This window comes from Rhodospirillales bacterium RIFCSPLOWO2_02_FULL_58_16 (assembly GCA_001830425.1).
Lineage (GTDB): Bacteria > Pseudomonadota > Alphaproteobacteria > Rhodospirillales > 2-02-FULL-58-16 > 2-02-FULL-58-16.
Genome location: MIAA01000049.1, coordinates 1 through 11,983, shown reverse-complemented (window position 1 = coordinate 11,983; position 11,983 = coordinate 1). Strand labels below are relative to the sequence as shown.

Sequence of the window (11,983 nt, the reverse complement as noted above, 5' to 3'; positions counted from 1 at the left end):
CGGCTCAACATATCATGTGCTGTCGTCAAGGTGGCGACCCCGCCCTTGACTTGCCTTTGCGCCGTCAATAGAGTGCGCGGATTCGGTACGACGTCCTGCGGGGCGCCGCCGGTCCGCGAGTTTCGCGCACCGGCGTTTTTTGTTGTTTAAGACATTTTTTCAGGGAAAAGCGGCGACCTCCATGTTTGATAGCCTGAGTGATCGGTTAGGCGAGATATTCGACAAGCTGAGAAAGCGCGGCGCGCTTTCCGAGGCCGATGTCTCCACTGCGTTGCATGAGGTGCGCACGGCTCTGCTTGAAGCCGACGTGGCTCTTCCCGTGGTCAAGGATTTCATAGCTTCGGCCATGGAGCGCGCCGTCGGCTCGGAAGTTCTGCGTAGCGTCACTCCCGGTCAAATGGTGATCAAGATCGTCAACGATCATCTGGTGGAGATGCTGGGGACCGAAGGAAACGACATCAATCTTGTCGGAGTCCCGCCGGTCGCCGTTCTCATGATCGGCCTACAGGGATCGGGCAAGACCACCACCTGCGCCAAGCTGGGCCTGCGCCTCAAGAGCCGTGAAAAAAAGAAGGTGCTGATGGCGTCTCTGGACGTCTACCGCCCGGCGGCGCAGCAGCAGTTGACGGTATTGGGCAAACAGGCCGAAGTCGCCGTTCTTCCCGTCATCTTCGGCGAACAGCCGTTAGCCATCGCCAAACGGGCCATGGACGCCGGACGGCGTGAAGGCATGGACGTAGTGATCCTTGATACCGCAGGCCGCCTGCATATCGACGATCAACTCATGGCCGAGTTGATCGCCGTCAAGAACGCGACAAAGCCCATCGAGACTCTCCTGATCGCCGACGCCATGACCGGCCAGGACGCCGTCAACATAGCCAAGGAATTCCACGGCAAGGTGGGGATCACCGGCATCGTTCTCACGCGGGTTGACGGCGATGCAAGGGGCGGCGCCGCTCTTTCCATGAGGTCAATCACCGGCCGGCCCATCAAGTTCATGGGCGTCGGCGAGAAGCTGGATGCGCTGGAGTCCTTCCAGGCCGAGCGCGTCGCCGGACGAATCCTCGGCATGGGCGACATCGTAGGTCTGGTGGAAAAGGCCGCCGAAACCATCGACAAGGAAGACGCCGAAAAGATGGCGGCCAAGATGATGAAGGGCAAGTTCACCCTGGATGACATGTCCGAACAACTGGGCCAACTGCGCAATATGGGCAGCCTCGAAGGCCTGCTCGGCATGATCCCCGGAATCAACAAGATGAAGAAGGAGATTTCGGAAGCTAAAATCGATGACAGGATGATCGCCCGCCAACAGGCGATTATCCGCTCCATGACCTTGAGCGAGAGACAAAATTCCAATCTTCTCAACGGGTCCAGGCGGCGACGCATCGCCTCCGGCTCCGGCACTTCCGTGCAGGAAGTCAACCGGCTGCTCAAACAGTTCATGCAGATGTCGACGATGATGAAAAAGATGAGCAAAATGAGCAAAAAAGGCCTGGGACGCGGCGGCGGCATGCCGCCCGGCCTCATGCCTCCGACGGGGCATCCCAGAGGGCCGATGCGCTGATTTAGAACATGTAAGTAAATTTATCAAATAACCAACAGAAGGACCAAGCAGCAACATGGCATTAAAAATCCGTTTATCCCGTGGCGGCGCAAAGAAAAGCCCCTTTTATCGAATCGTGGTGGCTGACGCCCGCAGCCCCCGCGACGGCCGCTATGTCGAAAGGGTCGGCGCCTACAATCCGATGGTGGCGAAGGATCATCCCGAGCGCCTTGTTTTAAAGAATGAACGGATTACCTACTGGCTCGGCGTCGGCGCCCAGCCGACCGACCGCGTCGCCAGATTCCTCAGCGACGCCGGCTTTATGAAAAAGCCAGAGATCCACGAACAAACCAAAAAGAGCAAGCCGAGGGCCAAGACCCTGGAGCGCATGAAGAACGCGGCAGAAGCGGAAGCGGCAAAGGCGGCGGCGGAAGCCCCGGTCGTGGAAGCTCCCGTAGCCGAAGCCCCGGTCGCCGAAGCTCCCGCCGAATAGGAGAAAAAGCACGGTTAAGCGACAGAAACAACCTTCGATAGGCGGTCTGATTTGCGTCGGCGTTATTTCCGGGGCGCACGGCTTGCGGGGAGAGGTGCGGCTGAAGAGTTTCACCGCCGATCCGTCCGCTATCGGCGCCTACGGAGCGTTGCTTGACGAAACGGAGAAGCGTTCCTTTAAGGTCCGAATCGCCGGTCGCGGCAAGGACCATCTGATCGCCCGTTTAGAAGGGGTGGATGACCGTAACGCCGCCGAGACGCTCAAGGGCGTAAAGCTCTATATTCGCCGCACGGCGCTGCCCGATCCCGGCGAGGATGAGTACTACCATGCCGACCTTATCGGCCTTGCCGCCGAGTCGGTTGACGGCAAAAAGCTGGGGATGGTGAAGGCGGTTCATGATTTCGGCGCCGGCGCCATTCTGGAAATTGAGGCGCTGATGATCCCCTTCACCCGTCTGACGGCGCCGAAGGTGGATATGAAGGGAGGCCGGATAGTGATCAATCCGCCTCCGGACTTGCCGGACGCGAACGAGGAGGAAAAAAGGTGACGACGGACGCGGCAAGCGCATGGACGGTCAAGGTTTTGACCCTGTTCCCGGAGATGTTTCCGGGACCGCTGGAATGCTCGCTGGCCGGTCAGGCGCTGAAAGATGGCGTTTGGGCGCTGGAAACAGTGGACATTCGCAACTTTGCGCGCAATAAACACCGCTCCGTTGACGCCCCGCCTTTCGGCGGCGGACCCGGAATGGTAATGCGCGCCGATGTGACGGACGCTGCAATCGAGTCGGCGATGGGTTCGCCCGGAAAAATATCCGGCGCCTTGCCGTTGATTTACCTGACGCCACGCGGACGTCCGCTGACGCAAAAGCGGGTTCGTGAATTGGCGAAAGGGCCGGGAATGGTTGTTCTCTGCGGTCGCTTCGAAGGCGTTGACGAGCGGGTGCTTGAGGCACAAAATGCGGAAGAGCTGAGTCTCGGCGATTTCGTTCTTTCCGGCGGCGAACCGGCGGCGATTGCGTTGATCGACGCCTGTCTGCGTCTTTTGCCGGGCGTACTGGGAAAGGAAGAGTCGCTGAGGGAGGAAAGTTTTGAGAGGGGACTTCTTGAGTATCCCCAATACACGCGGCCCCGGGTATGGAAGGGCCGGGAGGCGCCGGAAGTTCTGATCTCGGGCCACCATGGAAAAATTCAAGCCTGGCGTCTCGCCCGGGCGGAAAGTATAACGCGGTCGCGCCGGCCTGATCTTTGGGCCGAATACGCCGCCGATAGAAGCAAAGGATGTGAGCCGTGAATATTATGAAAGAACTCGAAAACGAGCAGTTGAAAAAACTGACGGCGGGCCGCGCTATTCCCGAATTCGCTCCCGGCGATACGCTGAAGGTCAACGTCAAAGTGGTGGAAGGCGCCCGTGAGCGCGTCCAGGCCTACGAAGGCGTCTGCATCGCCCGCAGAAACAGGGGGCTGAATTCGGCCTTCACCGTGCGCAAGATTTCCTCGGGCGAGGGCGTCGAGAGGGTATTCCCCCTCTATTCGCCGTCCATCGATTCAATCGAGGTGGTGCGCCGGGGCGATGTGCGGCGGGCCAAGCTCTATTACCTGCGCGGGCGCACCGGCAAGGCGGCGCGCATCGCCGAGAAGACCGACGGCTTCTCCGGCAAGGTAGCCGCTATACAAAAGGGTGAAGCCGCCGACGCCAAGGCTGGAAAACATAACAAGGCCGCTCAAAAGTAACCGCGCCCATACGCAAAATTATGCCTAAAACCTTGTTCGACAAGATATGGAGCAGCCATGTCGTCGATACCTCCGACGACGGCTCCTGTCTGCTCTATATCGACCGTCATCTGGTGCATGATGTCACCAGCCCCCAGGCCTTCGAGGGGCTGAGAAACTCCGGTCGCAAGGTCCGCCGGACCAAGGCCACGCTGGCGGTGGCCGATCACAACGTGCCGACCGTTGATCGCTCCGGCCCCATCGCCGATGAGCTGTCCCGCGCCCAGGTGGAAGCCCTTGAGGCCAATGTCGCTTATTTCAACGTCCCCTACTTTGCCATTGATGATATTCGCCAAGGCGTTGTTCACATCGTCGGCCCCGAGCAGGGATTCACCCTGCCCGGCATGACCATCGTCTGCGGCGACTCCCACACCGCCACCCACGGCGCCTTTGGGGCGCTGGCCTTCGGCATCGGCACGTCGGAGGTGGAACATGTGCTGGCCACCAGCGCCCTGATGCAACAGCCGGCCAAAAACATGCGTGTTCATGTGGAGGGCGATTTGCCCGAAGGCGTCACGGCCAAAGACCTGGTGATGGCCATCATCGGGCGCATAGGAACCGCCGGCGGCACCGGCTATGTCATCGAATACACCGGACAAGCGATCCGCTCCCTGTCCATGGAAGGACGGATGACGGTATGCAACATGACCATCGAGGGCGGGGCCAGGGCCGGACTGATCGCGCCGGATGAGACTACCTATGAATATCTCAAGGGCCGGCCGATGGCGCCCAAGGGCGCGATCTGGGAAAGCGCCGTCGCCTACTGGAAGACGTTGGCCTCCGACGACGGCGCAAAGTACGATGCCGACATCGCCGTCAATGCCGCGAGTCTGGAGCCGCAGGTAACATGGGGGACAAGCCCGGAAAACGTGCTGCCCATCTCCGCCGTCGTCCCCGACCCCTCGCGGGAAACCGACCCGGCCAGACGCCGGGCCATGGAACGGGCGCTGGACTACATGGATTTAAGACCGGGCGCCCGGCTCGACGGAATAGCAATAGACCGGGTGTTCATCGGCTCATGCACCAACGGCCGCATTGAAGACCTGCGGGCGGCGGCTGAAGTCGTCAACGGTCGCAAGGTGGCCTCCGGCGTCGGCGCGATGGTGGTTCCCGGTTCCGGGCTGGTCAAGGAACAAGCCGAAGCCGAGGGCCTGGACAAGATATTTATCAACGCCGGATTCGAGTGGCGCGAGGCCGGATGCTCGATGTGTCTGGCGATGAACGCCGATCGGCTGGAGCCGGGAGAGCGTTGCGCCTCGACTTCCAACCGCAACTTTGAGGGCCGCCAGGGCCGAGGCGGCCGCACCCATCTGGTAAGCCCGGCCATGGCGGCAGCGGCGGCGATTGCCGGCAAGCTGACCGATGTCAGGAAGCTGTAGCGGACAGACGTCAATTGGGGGTAAAATGGCGTTATTGCATTTCAGGGAGGAGCGACATATGCCTAATCGTAATATGGATGTAGAAAGAATTGTCGGCCAGTTCCGCCGCTTTGGCCCTGTCGGACCGGTGTACGAAGTATTAGGCGTTGTTCGGTCTCTCGATGACTACGATGCGCTGTTGCGGGTGCGTATTATCGAGACCGGCGAAGAGGCAGAGTATCGTTATTCACATGCCGTGGATGACCCAAAGGAAAACTGATGTTCGCAATCGCTTTTGACTTGGTGGTGAAGGATACGGAGACTAGCCATCCCAAGGGGGTGTCCCAAGCTTACCAAGACATCGGGAAGGAACTCAGCAGGTTTGGCTTCGATAGAATTCAAGGAAGCGTTTACATCACCGAGAATGATGATCTGGCCAACCTTTTTCGGGCCATAATGACCATGAAGGCTTTACCGTGGCTCCCTGCGTCAATCAGAGACATCCGCGCTTTCAAGGTTGAGCATTGGTCCGATTTTACTTCTGTGATCAAGAACGACTGATACAAAAGGCGCCATGCAAAAGTTCACCACCCTTACCGGCGTTGCCGCGCCGCTGGACATGATCAACGTCGATACCGACATGATCATCCCCAAGCAGTTCCTGAAAACCATCAAACGCTCGGGGCTGGGCGCCAACCTGTTCGATGAGATGCGCTTTAATGAGCGGGGGGAAGAAATTCCCGGCTTCGTGCTCAACAAGCCGGCCTACCGCAAGGCCGTCATCCTGATCGCCGGCGATAACTTCGGCTGCGGCTCGTCGCGTGAACACGCGCCGTGGGCCTTGCTGGATTTCGGCATCCGTTGCCTCATCGCCCCCGGCTTCGCCGATATCTTTTACAACAACTGCTTCAAGAACGGCATCCTGCCCGTCAAGCTGCCGAAGGCCGATGTCGATAAGTTGATGAAGGATGCCGAACGCGGCGGCGCCGCCACAGTCACCATCGACCTGCAAAGTCAAACGATTACCGGCCCTGACGGAAGCTCTATTTCCTTTGACATCGACCCGTTGCGCAAGCATTACCTGCTCAACGGCCTGGACGATATCGGACTGACCATGGAAAAGTCGGAAAAGATCGACGCTTTTGAGGAAAAGCAGAAGTTAACGCAACCCTGGCTGCACTTGTAAAAGGAAATCGTCTCATGGCCGCCGACAAAAAGCTTTTGATCCTTCCCGGCGACGGCATCGGCCCCGAGGTCATGGATCAGGTGCGCCGCGTCATTGATGTTATCGGCAAGCTGCGCAAAGTCGCCATCGACATTTCAGACGGCTTGATCGGCGGCGCTTCGATTGACGTAAACGGCGTACCGCTGACCGAAGAAACCATTGCCGAGGCCAGGAAAGCCGACGCCGTAATGCTGGGTGCCGTCGGCGGCCCCAAGTGGGACAACCTGCCGTTCGAGATCAAGCCGGAGCGCGGACTGCTGGGGATACGCAAGGAACTGGGCCTGTTCGCCAACCTGCGCCCGGCGGTGGTGTTTGATTCCATGGTCGGGGCTTCCAGCCTCAAAGAAGATGTGGTCAAGGGCCTGGACATCATGATCGTCCGCGAATTGACCGGCGGCATTTACTTCGGCGAGCCTAGAGGCGTTGAGGACCTGTCCGGCGGCGGGCGCAAGGGCTACAACACCCTGGTTTACACCACCGGGGAGATCGAGCGCATCGCCCATGTCGCCTTCGGTCTGGCGATGACTCGCGGCAAGCGCCTGTGTTCGGTGGACAAAGCCAACGTGCTGGACTGCATGGCGCTGTGGCGTGAGGTGGTAACGAGCGTCGCCGCCGACTATCCGCAGGTGGAACTGTCCCATATGTACGTCGATAACGCCGCCATGCAGTTGGTGCGCGCCCCCAAGCAGTTCGACGTGATCGTCACCGACAACATGTTCGGCGACATCCTGTCCGACGAGGCGTCGATGCTGACCGGCTCGCTGGGGATGCTGCCCTCGGCCGGCCTCGGCGCCGCCGATCATAGGGGACGACGCAACGCCATGTACGAGCCTGTGCACGGCTCGGCTCCCGATATCGCCGGCAAGGGCATCGCCAATCCGCTGGCCGCCCTGCTCAGTTTCGCCATGTGTCTGCGCTATTCATTCGACATGGCCAGGGACGCCGATTTCATCGAGACGGCGGTCAGGAACGTCCTCGACGGCGGCTTGCGCACCGCCGACATCATGCAGCCGGGCAAGGCCAAAGTCTCGACATCGGTAATGGGCGACGCCGTCATCCAGGCGCTGGAGAAACTGATCCGGTAACACCCTGGGCGTAGGGGAATTGACATTTGATTTGGCGTGGCGGATTATCGATACATGACAGCTATTACCTTCGATACGCTGAAACTTGCCCGCAAGCTCGAAGCCGCCGGATTCGGGACCAAGCAGGCCGCCGATACGGCTGAGGCTTTGGCCGAAAGCATGGCCGAAGTTTCGGGGTTGGCGACAAAGGAAGATGTTTTCCGCCTGGAAGCAAAAATCGAGGCGACGAAGACCGAAATTCTGAAATGGATGTTCACCTCCGCCCTGGCCCAGGTCGGCGCCATCGTCGCCTTGTTGAAGCTCTTGTGAGTTCGTCTGTTTCCTTCAAGAATGGAAATCCAAGGCAACGATTGCACCCCCAAGATCAAGGGCGCCGAGACGTTGGTGCTACTCATTATGAAAAAGTCTTAACCATCGACCATCTAGCCCGTGGGGCGGAGACGGGCCTGGATAATTTTTTGATCAAAATGGGATGGCAATAAAGCCCCTCCCCGATCAGGACCTTCCCCAAAAACCGAAACATGAAACATTCAAGCCATTGAAGTGATTCTGGAATCTGCTCTTTTAAAGTGAAACGATGATTTTTCGTGGAGGCTGGCATCATCAACATCGCCGCCGGGTTTGATCGTCGTAACCGCAAGAGAAATTGCGCCACCAGCTTCAGAATGCTATTTTTGCAACAGGTCTAACAGATAAATTTTATTTAGCTGAACACTCAAATTCCTGAGATGGATAGTGACTGAGGGAGAATTCATGATCGACATAGCAGATTTTGCCATTCTTGCGCCCGTTCCCCTCGAACACCTTCAGACGGGCAAGCAAGTCGCAGACGCCAAAGGATTCGTGGCATTCGGATCAAAAAAGTGGGAGCTTTTCCGGAAAGTTGATGAGAAACGGCATGGACTCCGGGTGCCCACCATCATCTACCCCTCGCACGAGGGCGTCCCTAGCAAGCTCACCTTTATGGTGACTTGGTTCGGCTGGTATATCGCATATATGGATAGCGTCGGAGGCGCGCACCCGTTCGGAATGACGCATCGGCCTCCGACGACCAACAAATATGACTCGGACAACAGTGGGCATTGGGCCGTATTTTGGCACGTTGAGGGCCTACGGGAACTGCCAAAAAACCTCTATCTGCCAATCAGCAAAATTGAGACCGTCAAAGAAGGTTGGAGGAAAAACGCACCGCCACGAGGACCGGAACTGGTCGCAATCCCCCCTAAGCTATTGAACTTAGCACAGACTCGTGATGTTGAACCAAACCCTCCCCGATCTGTTGCAACCGCTGACCGATCAGCGTAGATAATGGCCCCCTTCGGCTTGGCATACACGGAGTTGTTTTATCATGGGCTACAAGGTTGCGGTCGTCGGCGCCACCGGCAATGTCGGGCGCGAGATGCTTACCATTCTGAGCGAGCGGGAGTTCCCGGCGGATGAGGTGACGGCGCTGGCGTCTTCGCGCTCCGTCGGCATGGAAGTATCGTTCGGCGATAATACTTTGAAGGTTAGAGACCTGGAGACCTTCGACTTCGCCGGCGCCGACATCGTTTTGTCGTCTCCCGGCGCGGCGGTGTCCAGGATACACGCCCCGCGCGCCGCCAAGGCCGGCGCCGTGGTCATCGACAACACGTCTTGTTTCCGCATGGAAATGGATATTCCGCTGGTGGTCCCCGAAGTAAACCCGGAGGCCATCGGCGGGTATACAAAACGCAACATCATCGCCAACCCCAACTGCTCGACCATTCAGATGGTGGTGGCGTTGAAGCCGCTGCATGATCTGGCCCCCATCAAGCGGGTGGTGGTCTCCACCTATCAATCAACGTCGGGCGGCGGCAAGGAAGCCATGGACGAACTGTTCAACCAGACCAGGGGCATTTTCGTCAACGAGCCTGTCCTCAAGCACCAGAAGATATTCACCAAGCAGATCGCCTTTAACTGCATTCCCCACATCGACGTCTTCATGGAGGACGGCGCCACCAAGGAAGAATGGAAGATGGCGGTGGAAACCAGAAAGATCATGGGCGCAGATATCCAGGTCTTCGCCACCTGCGTGCGGGTGCCGGTGTTCATCGGCCACGCCGAAGCGGTCAATGTCGAGTTCACTCGTCCCGTTTCCGAGAAGGAGGCCCGCGCCGCCCTGAAGAAAGCGCCGGGGGTCACCGTCGTCGATCACCGCGCCGATGAAGGCTACGTCACCCCCGCCGAATGTTCGGGCGAGGACGCGGTCTACGTCAGCCGCATCCGCAAAGACCCGACGGTGAAGAACGGTCTGGCTTTCTGGTGCGTTTCCGACAACCTGCGCAAGGGCGCCGCTCTCAACGCCGTCCAGATCGCCGAGGAACTGGTTAAATCGTTTTTATAGGTGAATCGCCCGTCCGCCCGCCGCCATCGCCGCTTCTTTAAGCGCCTCGGACAGGCCGGGATGGGCGTGGCAAGTGCGGGCGATGTCCTCGGCCGAGCCGCCGAACTCCATCACCGCCACCGCTTCCTGGATGATGTCGCCGGCCGCCGGGCCGACGATGTGAACGCCGAGCACGGCGTCGGTCTTGGCGTCGGCCAGCACCTTGACGAAGCCTTCGGCGTCGGCGTTGGCCCGCGCCCGCGAGTTGGCGGAGAACGGGAACTTGCCGACGTTGTAAGCGATGCCGTCTTTCTTCAGGCTTTCCTCGGTCTTGCCGACGGAGGCCGCTTCCGGCCAGGTGTAAACGACGCCGGGAATGGCCGCATAGTTTACATGGCCTGATTGTCCGGCCAGATTTTCGGCTGCCGCCACCCCCTCCTCCTCCGCCTTATGGGCCAGCATCATGCCGCCGATAACGTCGCCGACGGCGAAGACGCCGGGAACGGAGGTTTGATATTTTCCATCCACCTTGATAAAGCCGCGCTGATCCATCACGACGCCCGCCGCTTCCAGGCCCAGCCCCGCCGTATAGGGGCGGCGACCGATAGCGACCAGCACGATATCGGCGGTGATGGTCTCGGCCTCGCCGCCGGCCACAGGCTCGACGGTGAGGACGACCCCGGACTTGGCGGTCCTGGCGCCGGTCACTTTGCTGGACAGCTTGAAGGCCATGCCCTGTTTCTTGAGGGAGCGCTCCATCTGCCTGACCACGTCGCCGTCCATGCCGGGAAGTATCCGGTCGAGGAACTCGACCACGGTCACTTTCGTTCCCAGCCGGCGCCACACCGAACCTAATTCCAGACCGATAACGCCGGCGCCGATCACCGCCATCGTTTTGGGAACTTTAGTAAGAGACAAAGCGCCGGTGGAGCTGACGATGGTTTTCTCATCCACCTCGACGCCGGGCAACGGCGCCGAACAGGAGCCGGTGGCGATCAGGATGTTCTTTGTTTTCAGGACTTGGGGAGATTTGCCGCCGCTCACCGTAACTTCGTTCGGGCCGGTGACGGCCCCGGCGCCGATGATGTAGGCCACCTTGTTCTTTTTGAACAGAAACTCGATGCCTTTGGTCAGATCGCCGACCACCGCGTCCTTGCGCTTCATCATGGCGGCCACGTCCATCTCCACCTTGGAGGCCGTGATGCCGTGAGCGGCGAATTCCTCGTGCGCCGTCGCATAGTGGTGAGATGATTGCAGCAGGGCCTTGGACGGAATGCAGCCGACATTGAGGCAAGTGCCGCCCGGCGTTCCCCGCTTGTCCACGCAGGCAACGCTCATGCCCAACTGGGCGGCGCGGATGGCGGCGACGTACCCCCCCGGCCCGCCGCCGATAACGATGAGATCGTATGAATCGCTCATGACGTTACGGAGGGTAAGCCATATTCGCTAAATCTCAAATACTTTGTAATTTAATCCGCAGATTGCGCCGATTTGCGCTGATTAGAAAATACCACCCGTCTGAACGAACTTTTCTGACCGCTGCTCGTCTCTTGAATCTGCGTCAATCTGCGTAATCTGTGGATTATCAACATTGCCGTAATTTAATCCGCAGATTGCGCCGATTTGCGCAGATTAGAAAACACCACCCGTTTGAACTCAAGACTCTGCCGACCGAAATTCAACAGCAGCCCGCGTTCCAGTCGCGTCGCCTTGAGATAGTTTAATAGCTGCGCCTGCTCAATGCCGGTGATGGCTTGCAGCGCCTTTAGTTCGACGATTATACTTTCATAACAAACAAAATCAGCCCGGTACGAGCAGGTCAGCAACCTGCCCTTGTAATGCACCGGCAACTCCACTTCACGCACAGACGGAATTTCTCGGGCCGCAAACTCAATCGCCAACGCTTCCTGATAAACCGCCTCCAGGAATCCCGGACCCAGTCGTCGATGAACCTCCATCGCCGCGCCAATAATGGCGTGCGTTTGCTCGTCTCTTGAATCTGCGTGGTCAATATCCCGCCTCGTCGCCGTAATTTAATCCGCAGATTGCGCCGATTTACGCAGATTAGAAAACACTGCCCGTTTGAACTCAAGACTCTGAACTTCTCAGGCCGCTGCTCGTCTCTTAAATCTGCGTCAATCTGCGTAATCTGTTGTCTAATTCCGG

At 58.8% G+C, this 11,983-nt stretch carries 15 protein-coding genes; 13 read left to right on the top strand and 2 right to left on the bottom strand.

Annotated elements, in window-relative coordinates:
- Positions 1 to 181 precede the first annotated feature (181 nt).
- From A3H92_05800 to A3H92_05740, 13 genes are all read left to right on the top strand, one after another.
- Positions 182 to 1,564, top strand: coding sequence for a signal recognition particle protein (locus A3H92_05800; GenBank protein ID OHC73580.1), 1,383 nt, complete (start codon positions 182 to 184; stop codon positions 1,562 to 1,564).
- 55 nt (positions 1,565 to 1,619) lie between these two features.
- Positions 1,620 to 2,036 (top strand): 30S ribosomal protein S16, encoded by a 417-nt coding sequence (locus A3H92_05795; GenBank protein OHC73552.1) that lies wholly within the window; start codon positions 1,620 to 1,622, stop codon positions 2,034 to 2,036.
- A 37-nt stretch (positions 2,037 to 2,073) separates the two neighbouring features.
- A complete protein-coding gene (locus tag A3H92_05790) occupies positions 2,074 to 2,583 on the top strand; it encodes a 16S rRNA processing protein RimM (GenBank protein ID OHC73551.1) in 510 nt (169 codons plus the stop codon).
- A 53-nt stretch (positions 2,584 to 2,636) separates the two neighbouring features.
- Complete coding sequence (locus A3H92_05785) at positions 2,637 to 3,326, top strand: tRNA (guanosine(37)-N1)-methyltransferase TrmD (GenBank protein ID OHC73579.1); 690 nt, start codon at positions 2,637 to 2,639, stop codon at positions 3,324 to 3,326.
- Positions 3,323 to 3,766, top strand: coding sequence for a 50S ribosomal protein L19 (locus A3H92_05780; GenBank protein OHC73550.1), 444 nt, complete (start codon positions 3,323 to 3,325; stop codon positions 3,764 to 3,766). Before A3H92_05785 ends, A3H92_05780 begins: the two co-directional genes overlap by 4 nt.
- A 20-nt stretch (positions 3,767 to 3,786) precedes the next feature.
- Complete coding sequence (locus tag A3H92_05775) at positions 3,787 to 5,184, top strand: 3-isopropylmalate dehydratase large subunit (protein OHC73549.1); 1,398 nt, start codon at positions 3,787 to 3,789, stop codon at positions 5,182 to 5,184.
- A gap of 58 nt (positions 5,185 to 5,242) precedes the next feature.
- Positions 5,243 to 5,443, top strand: coding sequence for a hypothetical protein (locus tag A3H92_05770; protein OHC73578.1), 201 nt, complete (start codon positions 5,243 to 5,245; stop codon positions 5,441 to 5,443).
- Positions 5,443 to 5,724: a virulence factor gene (locus A3H92_05765; GenBank protein OHC73548.1), complete on the top strand. Its 282-nt coding sequence runs from the start codon at positions 5,443 to 5,445 to the stop codon at positions 5,722 to 5,724. Before A3H92_05770 ends, A3H92_05765 begins: the two co-directional genes overlap by 1 nt.
- Before the next feature lie 13 nt (positions 5,725 to 5,737).
- Positions 5,738 to 6,349 carry a 3-isopropylmalate dehydratase small subunit gene (locus A3H92_05760; protein OHC73547.1) on the top strand — a complete coding sequence of 204 codons (612 nt, stop codon included), beginning with the start codon at positions 5,738 to 5,740 and terminating at the stop codon, positions 6,347 to 6,349.
- A 14-nt stretch (positions 6,350 to 6,363) separates the two neighbouring features.
- A complete protein-coding gene (locus A3H92_05755) occupies positions 6,364 to 7,473 on the top strand; it encodes a 3-isopropylmalate dehydrogenase (GenBank protein OHC73546.1) in 1,110 nt (369 codons plus the stop codon).
- 54 nt (positions 7,474 to 7,527) lie between these two features.
- On the top strand, positions 7,528 to 7,782 hold the full coding sequence (locus A3H92_05750) for a hypothetical protein (GenBank protein ID OHC73545.1): 255 nt from the start codon (positions 7,528 to 7,530) through the stop codon (positions 7,780 to 7,782).
- Positions 7,783 to 8,226: 444 nt separating this feature from the next.
- Complete coding sequence (locus tag A3H92_05745; protein OHC73544.1) at positions 8,227 to 8,778, top strand: hypothetical protein; 552 nt, start codon at positions 8,227 to 8,229, stop codon at positions 8,776 to 8,778.
- Positions 8,779 to 8,821: 43 nt separating this feature from the next.
- Positions 8,822 to 9,838: an aspartate-semialdehyde dehydrogenase gene (locus A3H92_05740; GenBank protein OHC73543.1), complete on the top strand. Its 1,017-nt coding sequence runs from the start codon at positions 8,822 to 8,824 to the stop codon at positions 9,836 to 9,838.
- Here A3H92_05740 and A3H92_05735 read toward each other — a convergent pair.
- A complete protein-coding gene (locus A3H92_05735; protein OHC73542.1) occupies positions 9,833 to 11,236 on the bottom strand; it encodes a dihydrolipoyl dehydrogenase in 1,404 nt (467 codons plus the stop codon). The two genes, A3H92_05740 and A3H92_05735, sit on opposite strands and share 6 nt — an antisense overlap.
- A 182-nt stretch (positions 11,237 to 11,418) precedes the next feature.
- The gene (locus tag A3H92_05730; protein OHC73541.1) at positions 11,419 to 11,775 is read right to left on the bottom strand and encodes an NADH:ubiquinone oxidoreductase; all 357 of its coding nucleotides are present in this window, start codon (positions 11,773 to 11,775) and stop codon (positions 11,419 to 11,421) included.
- Positions 11,776 to 11,983: the final 208 nt, after the last annotated feature.